Source organism: Brevibacterium album DSM 18261 (assembly GCF_000426445.1).
Lineage (GTDB): Bacteria > Actinomycetota > Actinomycetes > Actinomycetales > Brevibacteriaceae > Brevibacterium > Brevibacterium album.
Map to the genome: position 1 here is coordinate 93009 of NZ_AUFJ01000013.1, position 16623 is coordinate 109631.

13 protein-coding genes are annotated in these 16623 nt (G+C 70.3%); 5 read left to right on the top strand and 8 right to left on the bottom strand.

What is annotated here, in order from left to right; translation table 11 throughout:
* Window positions 1–23 precede the first annotated feature (23 nt).
* The 3 genes from K318_RS0110790 (at window position 24) to K318_RS21145 (ending at window position 2888) form a co-directional block, all read left to right on the top strand.
* Complete coding sequence (locus K318_RS0110790) at window positions 24–725, top strand: MOSC domain-containing protein (RefSeq protein WP_245579864.1); 702 nt, start codon at window positions 24–26, stop codon at window positions 723–725.
* Between the two features lie 325 nt (window positions 726–1050).
* The gene (locus tag K318_RS21140) at window positions 1051–1365 is read left to right on the top strand and encodes a hypothetical protein (protein ID WP_156913929.1); all 315 of its coding nucleotides are present in this window, start codon (window positions 1051–1053) and stop codon (window positions 1363–1365) included.
* Window positions 1366–1652: 287 nt separating this feature from the next.
* Window positions 1653–2888, top strand: coding sequence for an inositol monophosphatase family protein (locus K318_RS21145; protein ID WP_051297873.1), 1236 nt, complete (start codon window positions 1653–1655; stop codon window positions 2886–2888).
* Between the two features lie 120 nt (window positions 2889–3008).
* On the opposite strand, the gene K318_RS0110805 is transcribed toward K318_RS21145, so the two are convergent.
* The 4 genes from K318_RS0110805 to K318_RS0110820 all read right to left on the bottom strand — a co-directional run bounded on the left by K318_RS0110805 (window position 3009) and on the right by K318_RS0110820 (window position 7204).
* Complete coding sequence (locus K318_RS0110805; protein ID WP_029089498.1) at window positions 3009–3764, bottom strand: iron ABC transporter ATP-binding protein; 756 nt, start codon at window positions 3762–3764, stop codon at window positions 3009–3011.
* Entirely contained in the window at window positions 3761–5053 is a 1293-nt protein-coding gene (locus K318_RS0110810; protein WP_425393441.1) for an iron chelate uptake ABC transporter family permease subunit, read from the bottom strand. Before K318_RS0110810 ends, K318_RS0110805 begins: the two co-directional genes overlap by 4 nt.
* Entirely contained in the window at window positions 5054–6058 is a 1005-nt protein-coding gene (locus tag K318_RS0110815; protein WP_084500051.1) for an ABC transporter permease, read from the bottom strand.
* 138 nt (window positions 6059–6196) lie between these two features.
* Window positions 6197–7204 carry a siderophore ABC transporter substrate-binding protein gene (locus tag K318_RS0110820; RefSeq protein ID WP_029089501.1) on the bottom strand — a complete coding sequence of 336 codons (1008 nt, stop codon included), beginning with the start codon at window positions 7202–7204 and terminating at the stop codon, window positions 6197–6199.
* 220 nt (window positions 7205–7424) lie between these two features.
* Here K318_RS0110820 and K318_RS0110825 point away from each other — a divergent pair, with 220 nt between their 5' ends.
* Window positions 7425–9215, top strand: coding sequence for an amidohydrolase (locus K318_RS0110825; RefSeq protein WP_029089502.1), 1791 nt, complete (start codon window positions 7425–7427; stop codon window positions 9213–9215).
* A 220-nt stretch (window positions 9216–9435) separates the two neighbouring features.
* Window positions 9436–10308 carry an SDR family NAD(P)-dependent oxidoreductase gene (locus tag K318_RS0110830; RefSeq protein ID WP_084500052.1) on the top strand — a complete coding sequence of 291 codons (873 nt, stop codon included), beginning with the start codon at window positions 9436–9438 and terminating at the stop codon, window positions 10306–10308.
* Between the two features lie 120 nt (window positions 10309–10428).
* Here the strand turns inward: K318_RS0110830 and K318_RS0110835 are convergent, their stop codons facing one another.
* From K318_RS0110835 to K318_RS0110850, 4 genes are all read right to left on the bottom strand, one after another.
* The gene (locus tag K318_RS0110835) at window positions 10429–11403 is read right to left on the bottom strand and encodes a glycine betaine ABC transporter substrate-binding protein (protein WP_245579865.1); all 975 of its coding nucleotides are present in this window, start codon (window positions 11401–11403) and stop codon (window positions 10429–10431) included.
* 165 nt (window positions 11404–11568) lie between these two features.
* Complete coding sequence (locus K318_RS0110840) at window positions 11569–12978, bottom strand: short-chain fatty acid transporter (RefSeq protein ID WP_029089505.1); 1410 nt, start codon at window positions 12976–12978, stop codon at window positions 11569–11571.
* The gene (locus tag K318_RS0110845) at window positions 12975–14753 is read right to left on the bottom strand and encodes a helix-turn-helix domain-containing protein (protein ID WP_029089506.1); all 1779 of its coding nucleotides are present in this window, start codon (window positions 14751–14753) and stop codon (window positions 12975–12977) included. Before K318_RS0110845 ends, K318_RS0110840 begins: the two co-directional genes overlap by 4 nt.
* Window positions 14750–16312, bottom strand: coding sequence for a class I adenylate-forming enzyme family protein (locus tag K318_RS0110850; RefSeq protein WP_051297874.1), 1563 nt, complete (start codon window positions 16310–16312; stop codon window positions 14750–14752). Before K318_RS0110850 ends, K318_RS0110845 begins: the two co-directional genes overlap by 4 nt.
* Between the last annotated feature and the right edge of the window lie 311 nt (window positions 16313–16623).

Below are 16623 nucleotides of genomic sequence, written 5' to 3' on the forward strand. Positions count from 1 at the left end.
CCGCGCGGAACGGAGGATGCACTATGGACATGCCCGGACGGGGAGCGGAACCGCTCAGCGGCACGGTGGAGCGCGTGCGCACCGGCGCGGTGGCGGTGCGGCGGTGGTCGGGCAGGGAGATCGCGACCGGCGCGCACAAGCTCCCGCATGAGGGTCCCGTCCGCGTGGGGACGCTGGGGCTGGCCGGTGACGAGCAGGGCAACACGAAGGTCCACGGCGGACCGGACAAGGCGATCTGCTGCTACCCCGGTGAGCACTACGCCGCCTGGGCCGCAGAAGGACGCGAACTGGGCGCGGACGGCTTCTTCGAGAACCTCACGCTGTGCGGGCTCCGGGAGGAGGACGTGCACATGGGCGACGTCTTCGCGGTGGGCTCCGTGCGTGCGCAGGTGACTCAGCCCAGGCGTCCGTGCGCCACCGTCTCCGCGCGCTGGGGCGATCGCCTGCTGCCCTCGCTCATGCAGGAGACGGGCCGCTGCGGCTTCTACCTGCGGGTGCTGGAGCCGGGTGCGATCGCCGCGGGGGATGCGATGGTGCTGGATGCCCGGCTGCCCGGCTCAGCATCCGTCGCGGAGGTCAACCGGGTCATGAACGTCGACCGGCTCGACCGCGCCGGGATCGAACGGCTGCTCGCCTCCCCGGAGCTGCCTGCCCGCTGGCGACGCGATCTCGAACGGAGGCGGGACGGCAGGCTTGCGGACGAATCGCAGCGGCTGGGCGGCTGAGCGCGCGCCGCTGTCCGGTCGATGGGAGTCCATGGCGCGGACGGGCCATGGGCGGAACGCGGACAGCGCCTTTCCAATACGTGGACTTCGGTATGAGGGACGCTCGCGCGCGTATTATCATGGCAGTGCGTATCGGCGCGCTGAGTTCGTCACGGACGGGGAGATGACCTCGCCTGTGCCTCCCTGATTCACCGCGCTGTCGCTCAACGTTCATCCCATAGGGAGCAAAAGGGGTCATCTCATGGTGCGCAGGGCACGAGAGCTGAATGCAGACCAGAAGGTGCTGGTGTCTGCGGTGAAGCGCGTGGCGCGTCAGCGTGCACGCGTGAATGCCAACTACGTGAACACGATCCTGCAGGCCCGTGAGTCGGGGGTCACCTACGCCGCCATCGCCGCCGCTGTGGGAACGTCCTCGCAGGCCGTGCAGGAGATCGTGCGGAGGCACAGGGCCGCCGCCGCCGGTGAGGCCGCGAGAATCCGGGGGGATGCCGAGGTTCAGCCCGCGGACGAGGAGCTCTCGGCTCCCAGCGGCGCGGGCCCGGCAGGCGGGATCGCCGCGGTCTCCGGCACGGACACCGGAATGGTCGGTCTCAACGGCGACGTCACGACGGTGAGCGGCGGTACCACGGCGGCTCTCTGATCCCCCGCGCTCTTCCGCGACGATCTCTGCACGGCGCCCTGCACCTCTCGGAGGTGCAGGGCGCCGGCGTCGGAGCTGACAGTGGTCCGCAGAACGGCGGGGCCTCTCGACCGGCTGCGGGCAGTCCGGTCGCGTGCGGAGGCGGGGCGAAGCGCCTGCTGACGGAGGCGCGCGCGAGTTCTCCGGCGGCGCGCGAGGCGGGGACGGCGTCCGCTGTCCGGCCTGCGAGGTCTGTCGAATGCGGTTCCGGCAGCCGCAGGATCCCCTCGCGATGAGAGAATCGCGGCGTGAGCACATCTGACTTCCTCCCTTCGGGCCCGCTGTCCGCACGCACGCACTCCGCTGGGGGCGAGGCGGCCTCCCCCCTCGGCGAGATCTCCGGGGCCCTTCCGTGCGGAAGCGTTCTGCTGCGCACCGATCCGCTGCTGTCCGCCGCTCGCGAGGCCGCCGTCATCGCGGTGCACCGCATGGAGCACTGGGCGCATGCGCTCGGTGCCGGGAGCGTGGACTCCAAGGACGGCCGGAACAACCTCGTCACCGTCGCCGATGCAGAGATCGAAGCGCTGGTCAGGGGCCGTCTGCTGGACCTGCGACCCGGGGACGTCATGGTGGGGGAGGAGAACTCCGCCTCCCTGTCGCTCGACGAGCACGCTGCGGGGGCTGAGATCCGCGAACTCCTGCACGGCGGAGGTTCCGGGCCTGCGGACGACCTCGAGTCCTCCGGCCGGTTCGAATGGCATGTGGATCCCATCGACGGCACCGTGAACTTCGTCCGCGGGATCGAGCACTACTGCTTCTCGGTGGGCGTGCGCGTGCTGCCCGGGACGCACGAGAGCGGCGATGCGGACCGCGCAGGCAGCGCGGATGAGCCCGTGACCGCGGACGCCGATGCGGGCTGGACCGCCGGGCTCGTCGCGGCCCCCGCCCTCGGCCGCATCTGGTTCGCACGGGAGGGGCGTGCGTGGACTGCGCCGCTCGCGGCCCTCACCGACCCGGACGTCGAGGCTCGCCCGCTCACAGGAGCTTCGGCGCCCACGAGCGGTCGTGTGGTTGCGACGGGATTCGGCTACGCGCCCGAGCGGCGGGCTCAGCAGCTCGCCTCCCTGGCCCTGGTCATGGAGGAGTTCGACGACATCAGACGCTGCGGCTCCGCGGCGCTCGATCTCTGCATGGCAGCCGAGGGGCGCGTGAACGCCTACTACGAGCGGGGCCTGGGCGTCTACGACTTCGCGGGAGGCGCCTACATCGCGCAGAGCGCGGGCCGGTACGTGCGGCGCCGTCGGGACGCGTTCGCACCCGTGGTGCACACCGGTGCGCCCACCGCCTCGGCGGGAGAGGTCCCGATGGGCGCGGCCGCAGCAGCCGCACCGGACAGCGGTGCGGTGCACGTGGGAACGGGTGACAGCGGCGTCGGCGCGGCGCAGGCGGGCAGGACGACCGGCGTCGCGGACATCGGCGCGCCCGAACTCACGGTCGTCGCGGACACACGGGAGAGGTTCGAGTTCCTCCTCGCTCACGGCTGAGCAGAGTTGAGGACGCCTTCGTCTGCCGTGCGAACGCGGATTCGCGCGAATCGCGTTCGCACGGCAGACGAAAACCGTCGGGGTCGCGGAGCAGCGCCGCGGGGCCGCGACCCAGCAGCCTCAGTAGAAGCAGGCGAGCCTGCCCCGCGGGCCGTCCACCACGTCGATGGGCGTGTTGAAGATGTCCGTGAGGATCTCCGGGACCATGATCTCCTCCGGCGTGCCGAACCGCACGATCCGCCCGTCCTTGAGCGCGCAGATGCGGTCCGCGTAGTGGCTGGCGAAGTTGATGTCGTGCAGGACGATGACGATGGTCCGGCCCAGCTCCGCCGCCGCCTCGCTCAGGTGCTTCATCATCTGCACCGAGTGCTGCATGTCGAGATTGTTCATGGGCTCGTCCAGCAGCACGTACTCGGTGTCCTGCGCGAGGATCATCGCGACATAGGCGCGCTGGCGCTGGCCGCCGGAGAGCTCGTCGAGGTACCGCGACTCGAGCTCGGTGAGGTCGAGGAAGTCGATGGAGCGGCTGATGATCTCCTCGTCCGTCCGGGTGAGCCTGCCCTGCGAATAGGGGAACCGGCCGAAGCCCACGAGCTGGCGCACCGTGAGCCGGGCGACGAAGTGGTTCTCCTGCCGCAGGATGGACACGATCTTCGCGAGGTCCTTCGACGGCGTGGTGCTCACGTCCATCCCGGCGATCTCGATCCGTCCCTCGTCCATGCCCATGAGCCGCCCGATCATGGTCAGCAGCGTGGACTTGCCGGCGCCGTTGGGCCCCACCAGGGCCGTGATGCCGCCGGCAGGGATGTCGAGGTCGACGGGGCCGATGGCCACATCGGAGGCGTACCGCCTGGTGACGGTGCTCAGGGTGATCACAGACGTCCCTTTCTGAGGATGTAGAAGAGGAAGAACGAACCGCCGACGATCTCGATGATGATCCCGACCGCGCCCTCGGCGTAGAACAGGTGCTTGAGCACGAAGTGCGCGCCGGCCAGCACCACGAAGCCGGTCAGCCACGCCATCGGGAAGATGTAGCGGTGGTCGTAGGTGTCGGCGAGCTGGTAGGCGATCATCGCCACGAGGAAGCCCAGGAACGTCATGGGCCCGACGAGCGCGGTGGAGACCGCCATCAGGACGGCCACCAGCAGGAGGACCACGATGGTCTGTCTGCGGTGGTCGATCCCCAGGTTGATCGCGGTCTCCCGGCCCAGAGCCAGGACATTGAGCCGGCTGGAGCGGGCCCACAGGAGGCCGCCGGCCGCCGCTGCGAGCGGGATGGAGACCCACAGGTACTGCGTGTCGGCGTTCGCGATCGAGCCGATGAGCCGCGCTGTGAGGATGTCGAACTCGCTGGGGGTCAGGAGGCGCTGCATGAAGGTCGAGGCCGCTCCGAGCCCGCCGCCCATGACGATGCCCACCAGCAGGGTGACCTGCAGGTTCCCGCGCCGCCCGGTCAGCAGCCAGCCGTAGAGCGCGGCGGCGAAGCCCACCATGAGCCCGATCTGCAGCATGAACTGCCACAGCCCCGTGACGGCGACCACCCCGCCCATCCCGAGGAAGAACACCGCGGCCGTCTGCACCAGGGTGTAGAGCGACTCGAAGCCCATGATCGAGGGGGTGAGGATGCGGTTGTTCGTCACCGTCTGGAAGGCCACCGTCGCGATCGCCTGGCAGAACGCGACCACGAGCACCACCACGAGGTTGGTCGCCCGCATCTGGCCGATCAGCCAGAAGCCCCGTGAGCCCACCGGCATGGGGTTGCCGTACGCGATGCTGCCGAAGGCGAAGCCCAGCGCCGCGAGGATCAGCACACCGAGGATGATCCAGTACCGGCGGCGGGCGGGGGCCGAGGGCATGGGCCCGGACTGCCGTCCCGCCGGCCGCCAGGTCGAGGTGACCGGCGGGGTGCGGCGGCGGGCGGAGGGGCCGGGGGCGCTCATGTTCGCCGCCCGTGCCGAGGCCGCCCGCGCAGGCCCCGTCGCCGAGGCGCCTCCCGGTCTTCCGTCCACCGGCCGGTGGACGACGGCTTCCGGTACGTCCGTCGCCGAGGCGCCGGTCGCCCGCACCGTCCCGCTCGGGGCCGTCCCGGCAGGCGCCTCGGGTGACTGCGCCTCAGCCGCCCGCGCCTCGGCGGCTGTCCGTGCCGACTGCGTTTCCCGTTCCATTCAGCGCCTCCTGGCGATGAGGGCGATGAACACGATGGCGCCGACGACGCCGAGGATGAGCGAGACCGGCACCTCGAACGGCATGATGATGGTCCGCCCCAGCAGATCGCACACGGTGACGATGCAGATGCCGGTCATGGCGACCCACGGGAGGTTGGAGCGGAGGTCGTCGCCGCGGACCATCGAGACGATGTTGGGCACGATCAGTCCGAGGAACGGCAGCGCGCCCACCACCACCGTGACGATGCCGGTGGCGACCGCGATGAGGCCGTTGCCCAGCAGCACCACCTTCCGGTAGTCGAGGCCGATGTTGGTCGCGAACTCCTCGCCGAGGCCGGCGGCGGTGAACCGGTCGGCGGTGACGAAGACGGCGAGCACGACGAGGAGCACCACCCACATGGGCTCGTACTGGCCCTTGATGACGGAGGTGAAGGAGCCGGCGAACCAGATGCCGAGGCTCTGCAGCATGTCCGTCGAGAGCGCGATGAAGGTGGACACCGCGCCGACCACGGAGCCCAGCATGATGCCGACGATCGGCACGATCACGGAGGACTTCAGGGTGACCCGCTGCAGGAACGCGAAGAAGATCATGGTGCCGATGAACGCCGCGATGATGGCCGCGATCATCTTCGCGGCGATCCCGGCCTGAGGGAACAGGACCATGACGAGGAGCAGGCCCAGGCCCGCCCATTCGGTGGTGCCGGTGGTCGTGGGCTCCACGAAGCGGTTCTGGGTGATCATCTGCATGACGAGGCCGCACATCGCCATCGCCGCTCCTGCGAGCACGAGGGCCGCGGTGCGGGGGATGCGGGTGATGGCGAACATGGCGGCGCCGTCAGGAGCGCCGAACACGTCGTAGACGCCCACGAACAGCGAGGCGGTCACCAGTCCGAGGGTGACGAGCGCGCCGATCAGCATGGGCCAGGTGAACAGGCGGCGCGGGCGCACGCGTGCGGTGCTGCTCGGCGAGCCGCCGGGGGCGGGGGCGGTGGCTGGGATTCGCATGGGCTCAGAGACGCCGCGAGGCGGACCCCGCGCCGGTGCTGCTCAGGGCAGTAGGCACAGAGTCCGCTTCGCCTCCCCGGAGGGAGTCTGCTGCGGAGGAGGCGTCACCTGGACGGTCCCCCGCGGGGCAGGCGGAGATCAGCTGCTCGCCTCCATCGCGTCCGCGACGGAGTTGAAGAACTCGGTGTAGTTCTGGATGCCCTCGTCCACGTAGGTGAACTGGGGCATGTAGACGATGTGGTCCTCCTGGACCGCCGAGACGTTCTGCAGCGCGGCGGAGTCCGCGATGAGCTCGTTGGCCGGCGTGTACTCCTCGCCGTCCTCGCCGCCGTTCACGCCTGCGTCGCGGTCCATGACGAGGATCCAGTCGGGGTTCGAATCCGCGATGGCCTCGACGGAGATGTCGTCGCCCTGGTGGTCGGTGGAGGAGTCGTCGACCTCGAGTGAGGGGGTCAGCTCGAGCGCGTCGAAGACCGGCCCGAGGGTGCGGCCCACGCCGGGCGCCGAGTAGTTGATGTCGCCGCCGGAGGTGATGACGCCCATGACGGACTGCTCCGGATCGTAGGCGGCCTTCACGCGCTCCACCGACTCGTCGTAGTCGGCGACGATCTGCGCGGCCTCGTCCTCCTTGTCGAAGATCTCGCCCAGCACGGTGGCCTGGCGCTTGAGCTCCTCGGAGAAGTCCTCGCCGTCGCGCGCCGTGATGTCGATGTAGGCGGCATCCGGGGCCAGCGACTTGATGTCCCCCTCGTAGTCGCTGAAGCGGTAGCCGCCGATCACGAGGTCCGGCTCCGCCGCGACGATCTGCTCGAGGTCGGGCTCGCGGTGGCTGCCCACATCGGGGATGCCCGCGTCCTGGTAGGAGAGATCGTCCGGCATGAGGGAGACGGCGCCGGCGGAGAGCTCCACGCCCATGGTGTCGAGGAGGCGGAAGGTCGTGTTGTCCAGCGCCACGACGCTCTCCGGGGGAGTCGTGACCTCGACGGGGCCGCCGTTGGACTCGACGGTGACGGTGCTCGCGGTCTCGCCGGAGCCGGCGGCACTGTCCTCCTCGTCCGCAGAGGCGCTGCCGCAGGCGGTGAGGCCCAGGGTGAGAGCGGCGGCGGAGGCGAGGAAGACGGGGAGGCGGCGGTGCCGTCTGATCATGAGCGTGCTGCTCCTAGGACTCGTGAGGACGTGTGTCCTCGTGGGTTCGCTGGTGGGGCCCTGCTCCGCTGCGCGCCGCGGCCGCACCCGGGGGCGGACTGCACGGAGCTGCGAGTGAGCTAAGGCTCAGCTAAATGATTGCACAGGGTTTTCCAATAAGCAAAGTCTTCGTTGGCTAATTGGGAAAGGTGCGTGCGCGGGCGTGTGGTTGCATGAGTGCATGACCACTGACTCCCCGTCCCCGGACCAGCTGCGCCTCTTCTCGGGAGGGCGCGTCCACACCTTCGCCGAGGCCGCGGCCGGCGGGCGGGCGGCAGCCCACCCGCACCCCGCCTCGGGCGCGGACGCGATCCTCACCGCGGGCGGCACGGTCGTTGCGACCGGCACCCGCGATGAGCTCCGCGACATGGCCGGGGTGCGGCTGGCCGAGGAGGTGGACCTGGGCGGCCGCGTGATCCTGCCGGGCTTCACCGACGCGCACCTGCACGCGATCTCCACCGCCAACACCATCGCCGAGGTCGACCTGCGGCAGGTGCGCAGCCTCCGCGCCGCCGTGGACACGGTGGCGGCGCACGCCCGCACGCTGCCCGCGGGCCAGTGGGTGACCGGCGGCCGCTGGGACTCGAACACGTGGGACCTCGGCGGGGCGTACCAGCCGGACCGCAGGCTGCTGGACGAGGCGGTGCCGGAGCGGCCGGTGGCGCTGTGGTCGATCGACTACCACACGCTCTGGCTCAACGGCGCGGCGCTCGCGGCGGTGGGGATCGACGATGAGACCCCCGATCCCGTGGGCGGGGAGATCGTGCGGGACGGCTCCGGGCGGGCGACCGGCATCCTGCGCGAGGACGCCGCGACGATCGCCGAGCGGCGGATGCCCGCGCTGTCGCTCGACCAGCGGAGGCAGAACCTCCTCACCGCCCAGAACCGCTGGCTCGCGGAGGGGCTCACGGGACTGCACGACATCGACGGCGCGGCCTCGCAGGAGACGTGGGAGGCGCTGCGCGCGGAGGACCGGCAGCTCATGCGGGTGGTCAAGTACCTGCGGCTCGAGGAGCTGGACCATGCGCGGGAGAGCGGCTGGCGGACCGGTGACCAGCTGGGACGCTCGGGGGACCGCGTGCGGCAGCCGGGGGCGCCGGACGCGGACGGCTGGTTCGTGCGCGGCGGGCTCAAGCTGTTCTCCGACGGGGCGCTGGGCTCGCAGACCTCGCACATGACGGACCCCTTCCCCGCGCATCCGGGGGAGGACCACCTGCCCAACTACGGGCTGCCCATCGCGAGCGAGGACATGCTCGTGGAGCAGCTGGAGACCGCCGCGGCGGCAGGGATCAGCGCGGCGGTCCATGCGATCGGCGACCGTGCCAACCACCATGTGCTCGCCGCCTTCGCCCGGACCGAGGAGGCCTGGCGCGAGGCCCGGCTGCGGCACGGGCGGAGTCTGCGCCATCGGGTGGAGCACGCGCAGTTCGTGCGTCCGGAGGAGGTCGCGCGCTTCGCGGAGCTGGGGATCGTGGCCTCCATGCAGCCGCGGCACTGCATCTCCGATCTGCATCTGCTCGAGACGCTCAGGCCGGACCCGCGCCTGGCCGCGTACGCGTGGAAGGACCTGCTGGCCGCGGGTGTGCCGCTGGCCTTCGGCTCCGATGGTCCGGTGGAGCCCACCGATCCCTTCGCCGCGATCTACGCCGCGATGACGAGGGCGGACATCTCCGGCGACCCCGCGACGACGTTCCAGGCCGAGCGGCGCATCCCCGCCTGGGACGCCGTCGCCGCGCACACGAGCGGGGCGGCGTACGCGGCCGGGCTGGAGGGCCGCACGGGTGCGCTCGTGCCGGGGCAGGCCGCGGACTTCATCGCGGTGGACGTCGATCCGCTGCACGCGGACGGCGGCAGCGGGGTCACGGGCGAGTACGCCTCGGAGGCGGCGCTGTTCGAGCACGCGCTCGCGGTGCGTGACGCGCAGGTGCAGATGACGGTGGTGGCCGGCGAGGTGGCCTTCGCGCATATGTGACCCTCCTTTCGGCCCCCTTTCCTGCTGCCCTGGGGGAGCTTGCGCGTGCGGCTTCCGTTTCCGTCGTCCGGGAGGTTTTGACGCTCCGGACATCCTGCAGGGTGCCCGGAGCGTCAGAACCTCTCCGAGGCCGGCACTTGCACCGTGCGCATAGTGTGGGATCGTCGGACGAACGTGCGCGGGGCTGCGCACGCGGCGAGGCGAATGAGAGGGGCCGACGATGGCGGATGCACTGGGGCAGGATGCCGAGGCGCGGGGGCGTGAGCACTCCGGCCTCGGGCGGCTGACGGATCGAGTGGCGATCGTCACCGGGGCCGCGCGCGGGATCGGGCGGGCGATCGCACTCGGCTATGCGCGCGAGGGAGCGACGGTCGTGGTCGTCGATCTCAACGAGGAGGGCGCGAAGACGGTGGCCGATGAGATCGCCGCCGCGGGCGGCCGGGCGCTCGGACTGGGCGCCGATGTGGGCGATGCGGAGGCCGTGGACGCGGTGTTCGCACGTGTGCTCGAGGAGTTCGGCACGGTGGACGTGCTGGTCAACAACGCGGGCGTCACCTCCGGCGTGCGCCACTTCTTCGACGTGGACGACGACTGGTGGGACACCGTCATCCGCACGAACCTGCGCGGTCACTGGCTGTTCCTCTCCCGCGCCGCGCGGATCATGGCCAAGCGCGGCGGGGGTGCGGTCGTCAACTTCTCGAGCGGCGGCGCCACCCGGGCGCACCGGGGCATGGTGCCCTATGACGCCTCGAAGGGCGGCATCGAGGCGCTGACCCGGGCCGCGGCGATCGAGCTGGCGCCCTACGGCGTCAGGGTCAACACGATCGTGCCGGGCTTCATCGCCACCTCGCCCGACGAGACCCCGGAGTCGATCGCACTCCGCGATGCGACGGTTCCCCTGGGCCGCGGCGGGAAGGCGGAGGACCTCGTGGGAGCGGCGATCTTCCTCGCCTCCGACGAGGCCGAGTACATCACGGGCATCCGGGTGCCCGTGGACGGCGGCACGCTCGTGCAGCAGCGCAGTCCGCAGGTGGACACCTTCCCGCTCAGCGAGTATCCGGCTCTCGAGGACGTGGAGGACTTCCGCGGCTGAGGCGTCTCAATCTCCCCTCGTGTCTCAGCCCGCATCGCCGGGAGCCCTGGACGCCGATGCGGGCTGAGGCACGAGCGGGGGCCGCTGCCGTACGGCCCGAGCGCTCCGGGCCGAAACGGCTCAGCCGGTGAGCTCACCGGCCTTCCACTCCTCGAGGAAGTCAGGGTTCTGCCCGATCCACTCCGCGACGGCCTCCTCCGGGTTCTCGTTGTCGTACTCGTCCGGTGCGGCCATGAGGTGCATGAGGCTCGCGGTGCGCTCCTCGTCCATCGCCATGTTCGTCAGCACCTGGGCGACGAAGGGATGGGACTCGGCGAACTCGCTGTTGGTGAGCGGGAAGAGCTTCTCCGCCGGGCCGAAGGCGCCCTCCGGGTCCTCGAGATCGCGCAGCGGGAAGGACTCGTAGGCCCAGTGCGGGTGCCACATCGTGACGGCGATGTTCTCGCCGCTGTCCGCGGCCTGCTGCACGGCGGCGAGCATGGCGGGGGTGGAGGCCTCCGTGAGCTCCCAGTCGTCGAGGCCGTAGGCGGGCATGACGCTGTCCGCGGTCACACGCATGTGCCCGGCGCCGGGCTCGATGCCGACGATGGTGCTGTCGTACTCCTCGCTCATCTCCTGGAGGTCCGCCAGCGACTGTGCGGGAGAGTCCTCGGTGACGGCGATGGTGTTGGTCGCCTCTCCGTACCAGCAGCCCTGCACGTCGAGGCTGTCGCCGTACTCCGCGAGGTAGTCGGCGTGGGTGCTGGGCAGCTGGGAGCTCGCGATCCAGTCGATGTCGCCGGCGGCCGCGCCCGTGAAGCCGGGTGCGGGGTCATAGGCCTCGACCGTGACGCTGTAGCCGTACTCCTCCTCGAGCAGGTGCTCGGCGAGGTGGGCGGACACGAGCGTGTCGATCCAGCCGTTGAAGACGCCGACCGTCACGTCCCTGTCCTCGTCGGGCTCGAGGGTGGACAGATCGACGGAGTCCTGGCCGGGCTCGCAGTCGTACAGCGCCTCGTCGACCTCGACCTCGCCGCCGCTCAGGGCCTGTTGCCCGGCCTCGGTCTCGCCGCACGCGCTCAGCAGCAGCGCGGTGGCGGCGAGAGCGGCGGGCATCGTCGTCATTCTCGCAGGTGTCATTGAGTTCATGCGCCTCAGCTTTTCCTCCGCGCCCGCTGATCGCAAACGGAATCTCATTTACTGAGCTGTGAACCACCCGCCGGGCGACGTGGAAGCTGCTCGGAGGTCTGCCGCGAGTGACCTATCGAGGGCTCCGCGCTCTTACGCCCCCGAGCCGGCCAGCAGGATCCCTCCGCCGAAGGTGAAGAACGTGAGGAAGAGGACCATGATCGTGTATCCCATGATCTTGCGCACGTGGATCCCCGCGACGGCCAGCAGTGGGACGGCGAAGAAGGGCTGGGCCATGTTCGTCCACTGATCCCCGTAGGCCACGCCCATGACGACCCGGGAGGGGTCAACGCCCAGGTTCTTGGCCGCCTCCAGGAAGATCGGTCCCTGGATGGCCCACTGGCCGCCGCCCGAGGGCACGAACATGTTGAGGATGCCTGCAGAGATGAAGGCCCAGAAGCCGAGCGTCGCGGGGGTGGAGATCGTCGTGAACCAGTCGGAGACGATGGAGATGAAGCCGGTGCCGACCATCATACCCATGATGCCGGCGTAGAAGGGGTACTGGACGAGCAGCTGCCCGACGCTCTGCGAGGCGTTGGCGATGAGCTTCACGTACTCGAGGATCGAGCGGGAGAACAGCAGCCCGAGGCAGAGGAACGTCCAGTTGACGATGTCCAGGTTGAGAGCGAGGCCGTTGGCGGCGAAGTAGCTGATGAGGTAGACCGCCAGACCGCATCCGGGAATGAGCACGAGCAGCCGAGTCCCGTCGAGGCGCTGGGCGATCGTCGGACGTGCGGCGGCCTCGCCGGTGCCGGCCCCCAGCGGCCCGCCGCGGTTGTCGCGGAGCTCCTCCTTGAGTGCCTTCTGCGAGGAGACGTAGTCGTCGATCGCGTCCTGGCTGATCTCGACATTCTCGTCGCGCCCCTCCTTCGGCCGCATGAGGGGCATGAGCACGACGATGGCTGCCAGCGTCACGGCTGCGGTGATCATGTTCCACGGAGCGAAGATCGTCTCCGTCACCGGGATGAGGCCGCCGATGGTCTCCTGCATCGCGTTGCCCTCCGTGGCGACGAACAGCGGTGCGGAGCCGGAGTACCCCATGTGCCAGATGACGAACCCCGCGTAGGCGCTGGCGACGAGGAGCGGGTAGTGGACCGGGACGCCGCGGGTCTTCATCTCGATCGCGACCTGGCGTGCCAGCAGCGCCCCCACGACCAGGCCGAAGGCCCAGGCGAACAGACTCGCGACACCGGAGACCAGGACCACGAGGGAGTACGCCTGCCACTGCCGCCGGGGCAGGCCTCCCACGGCGCTCAGCGCCTTCCTGACAGGACCCGTGTGGGCGAGGGCGTGCGCGCACAGGACGGTGAGCGCGATCTGGGCCATGAACGACAACAGACCGGCCAGACCGTCGCCCCAGGCGGTGAGGGTCTCCAGCGGGCCCGCGTCCGTCATGCCGATGCACGCGAGGAACACCAGGACGGACAGCCCGATGGCGAAGACGAAGGACTCGGGGAAGAGCTTCTCCACGAGCACCACGAAGGGCTTGACGATGACATTCATGACTCCTCCTCGAGTCCGGACGCTTCGATGAGCTGATGCAGGTTGAGAGCGAGCAGGTGGACGGCGTCATCGCAGTCGCATGTCAGAAGGGCCTGCGCACGCTCCAGCCGCTGCCTCAGGGTGTTGAGATGGACGTTCATCGCTCCGGCCCCCGCGGCGTTCGAGCTGCTGCTCAGCCGTGTCCTCAGCGTCTCCACGAGGGCCGTTCCGCAGCGGCGGTCGTAGTCGATGACGGGGCCCAGATGGGCCCGGACGAACGCATGGATCTCGCCGGGAGGCAGGGAGCGCATGACCATCGGGAAGAGCGCGAGCTCGTCCGCGTCCGCCCAGCGCCGTCCCCAGCGCAGCGCGCGCATGGCCTGCAGAGCGCGGAGTGCGGTGTCCGTGCGGGCGGCGACGTCCGGCTCCGCGTGTGAGCGGCAGTGTTCGTCACCGCGGCTGAGGACGAATCGCCTCACCATTCGCGGCCGGTCGAGGCCGCGAACGAGGTCGTCGACAGGGGCCGATCCTGCCGCCAGGAGAACGACGCTCTCACCCGACGCCCCTGCCACGGCGGTGAGACCCTTCCGCCGCAGCCCATCGGCGAGGAGGGCAGCGGCGGTCCGGCGGTCCCCCGACGTGAGCTCGATGCAGAAGACCGTCGGAGGGCCTCCCTCTCCCGCCCCCAGGGCTGCGAGCACTGCGCTCTCCGCGTCCGTGTCCCCGCGGACCGCGGCGGTCACCTGGTCGAACTCGGCCGTCCGGCGATAGCGCCGGGAGCCGGCGTCGAGCGCGAGCCGGATCGCAAGGGTGGGGGCGAGCTCCCTGAGCATCCTCTGCTCCGAGCTTCCCGAGGGCACCGCGCATCGCAGTCGGCCCACCGACTCCTCGCGCACCCGGAGATCGACCGCTTCGGAGAGCGCGCCGGCCTGCGCCTCGGGAGCATGGTCCGGCCCCTGCGGCGCGCTCGTCCCCACGACGGTGCCCGCGGCGTCCTCCACGACGACCCGGCCGCCGATCCCCTGCGACAGCGTCTCCGCCATCTCGTCCGCGCCGGTGCCGTCGACGAGGTGCCCCAGCAGCTTCGACTGGAGCCTCACGATCGACTCGGCCTCGCGGATCCGGGCCGAGGCCGCGTTCTCATGGGCGAAGACCGTGGCATTTCGGCTGTGGACCACTGCGGCGTGGCCGGCGAGGCTCATGAGCAGGTCGAGATCACCCGCGGAATAGGTCCGGGGGTGGCGCTCGCCCGCCAGCAGCACTCCGATCACCTGCCCCTCGGCCATGACGGGCGCACCGGCCAATGCGCGGATCCCCTCCGAGCGTGCGGAGCGGTCCCCGTGATCCGTGTGCCGGTAGCGCTCGTCGGTGAGGAAATCGGACGTCCAGGTGGGCTGCCGTCGGTCCGCGATGTAACCGGAGATACCGAAGCCCGGAGCGATCACCTCCTGCGTGAACAAATCGCTCAGCAGGCCGTCGTAGACGTGCATGGTGAGGCCGCCGTCGACGCCGAGGGCGAGGAAGTACGCGAAGTCGGAACGCAGCAGCCTCCGGGCGCGGCTGACCACTGACCAGAGCAACGCCTCCGCATCTGTTGACGAGCTCACGTCGGTGAGCGTGGCGACCAGGGCCTGCAGAGATTCCCTCGCATCCTCGAGATCGCTGATGCGACGGAGCACGGAGAACGCCGAGTCGCGATCCGCCTGGTCCGCCTCGACCCCGCCCAGATCCGTCGAATCGGCGTGCCCCGCGAGAAGCCGCAGCAGTGCGGACGCTCCGCCGGACGGTTCGCTCATCGCTTCAGCTCGAAGCGCCGGATCTTTCCCACGCTGGTTCTCGGCAGGGAGTCCACCAGGGTCCATGCGCGCGGGCGTGCGGCCTTGGGCAGATGTGCAGACGCGTACTCGTCGAGGGCTTCCTGCGCGGGCGGCCGGGCAGGGTCCCGTGCGACGACGAAGGCATGCGGAACCACATCCCGCAGCGGATCCGGGACCGCGACGACCGCGACCTCGAGGACGCCGGGCGCCGCTGCGAGCGCGGCCTCGACCTCCGTGAGGCTCACGTTCTCCCCGGAGACCTTCACGACATCGTCCACCCGCCCCACGAACCGCAGCTGGCCGTCGTCCAGGCGGCGCACGAGGTCGCCGGTGGAGAACGCGTCCCTGCCGCCGCGCTCGGAGAAGACCCGTGCATTGATCTCCGGCGCGTCCAGGTACTCGAGGAAGAGATCGTGCCCGCGGCGGCCGAGCACGGTGAGCACACCGGGCCCGGGCTCGGTGTCCTCGCCCGTGTCCGGGTCGACGAGGACGAGCTCCCTGCCTGCGACCACCGAGCCGATCGTCTCGGGACCGGCCTGCTCCTGGCGCTGTGCAGTGACGACCGCCGTCGTCTCGGTCATGCCGTACAGCTGCCGCGGCTTCACGCCGCAGATCTGTGCGAACTCCGCATGCTGAGCCGCTGAGAGGTTCTGCGCGAACCAGACCAGGCTGAGCGAGAGCGGAGGTTCCGCAGGATCGCGGCGCGCCAGGATCATGCGGATCGGTGCGGCGAACAGACTCGCGTGGGTCGCTCCCAGCTCCCTCGCCTGCGCGGACCACCGGGAGGCGCTGAAACCGCTGACCAGGGCGACGGAGGCGCCGGCCGCGATCGCGGCCGCGAAGCAGTAGAACTGCGCGTTGCCGTGGAACAGCGGCAGGACGACGAGCCAGCGGTGCTCGCGCTGCAGCGCGGCCGCCTGCGACATGCGCAGAGCGGTGTATGCGTAGTTCGCCTGCGTGAGGACGACGCCTTTGGGCTGTGAGGTGGTGCCGGAGGTGAACATGACGGCCAGCCGGTCTCCGGGTTCGCACCGCGCACGTGAAGCTTCGTGCGGGGTCGAGCCGGCGAGGGCTGCGCCGGGGGCGAGATCGGAACCGTCGCCTGTCACCGCGATCACCGGATGGGCGGGCAGCGCTGCGCAGATCTCGGAGGACCGCAGGCGCGACGTCACGGTGACGGCGGCCGCGGTGCGTGCGATCTGCGTCCTGAGCTCCCCGAGGCCGGTAGTCGGATCCACGGGTGCGATCCAGGCTCCCAGCCGCGAAGCCGCCAGCCACACCGCGACGAAGGCCGGTGAGTTCTCCAGGCACAGGTGGATCGCAGAGCCCCGGCGCACACCCCGCTGCCGCAGCGCGCCGGCAGCGCCGTCGACGGCGGCATCGAACTCCGCGTAGGTCCAGCTCCGGTCTGTGCGCCCGTCTCCGCGGAACACGAGGAACACATCGTCCGGATGCGCCTGCACGGCGCGGTCCCACAGCGCGATGAACGTCTCCGCACCTTCAGCATCTGCCTTCTCGTCGCCCGGCTCCACTGTCATCGATCTGCTCCTGTGCGTTCGCCCCCGACCCCGCTGTCGGGAAGCCCCTCACACCGTACGTGAGGGACGCGGCTCCCTCTATGGCAGATGAGCACACTTGATGGTGGATGTGATGTGAGAATTGCACGTCTGCGTGCGAGAGCACCCGCGCAGCGAGTATCCGGCGCTCGAAGACGGGGAGGGCTTCCGCGGCTGAGGCGTCTCGTTCTCCGCTCGTGTCTCAATCCGCACCGTCGGGAGCTCCGAAAGCCGATGCAGACTGAGACACGAGCGAGGAACCGCAGCGCCGGCCTCCCTATCATGGGGACACG

What these genes read in the sequence shown, in the direction of transcription:
- K318_RS0110790 (WP_245579864.1), top strand. Translation starts at nt 24, where the DNA reads ATGGACATGCCCGGACGGGGAGCGGAACCGCTCAGCGGCACGGTGGAG.
- K318_RS0110810 (WP_425393441.1), bottom strand. Translation starts at nt 5,053, where the DNA reads ATGGAACGGGAAACGCAGTCGGCACGGACAGCCGCCGAGGCGCGGGCG.
- K318_RS0110815 (WP_084500051.1), bottom strand. Translation starts at nt 6,058, where the DNA reads ATGCGAATCCCAGCCACCGCCCCCGCCCCCGGCGGCTCGCCGAGCAGC.
- K318_RS0110820 (WP_029089501.1), bottom strand. Translation starts at nt 7,204, where the DNA reads ATGATCAGACGGCACCGCCGCCTCCCCGTCTTCCTCGCCTCCGCCGCC.
- K318_RS0110825 (WP_029089502.1), top strand. Translation starts at nt 7,425, where the DNA reads ATGACCACTGACTCCCCGTCCCCGGACCAGCTGCGCCTCTTCTCGGGA.
- K318_RS0110830 (WP_084500052.1), top strand. Translation starts at nt 9,436, where the DNA reads ATGGCGGATGCACTGGGGCAGGATGCCGAGGCGCGGGGGCGTGAGCAC.
- K318_RS0110835 (WP_245579865.1), bottom strand. Translation starts at nt 11,403, where the DNA reads ATGCCCGCCGCTCTCGCCGCCACCGCGCTGCTGCTGAGCGCGTGCGGC.
- K318_RS0110840 (WP_029089505.1), bottom strand. Translation starts at nt 12,978, where the DNA reads ATGAATGTCATCGTCAAGCCCTTCGTGGTGCTCGTGGAGAAGCTCTTC.
- K318_RS0110845 (WP_029089506.1), bottom strand. Translation starts at nt 14,753, where the DNA reads ATGAGCGAACCGTCCGGCGGAGCGTCCGCACTGCTGCGGCTTCTCGCG.
- K318_RS0110850 (WP_051297874.1), bottom strand. Translation starts at nt 16,312, where the DNA reads ATGACAGTGGAGCCGGGCGACGAGAAGGCAGATGCTGAAGGTGCGGAG.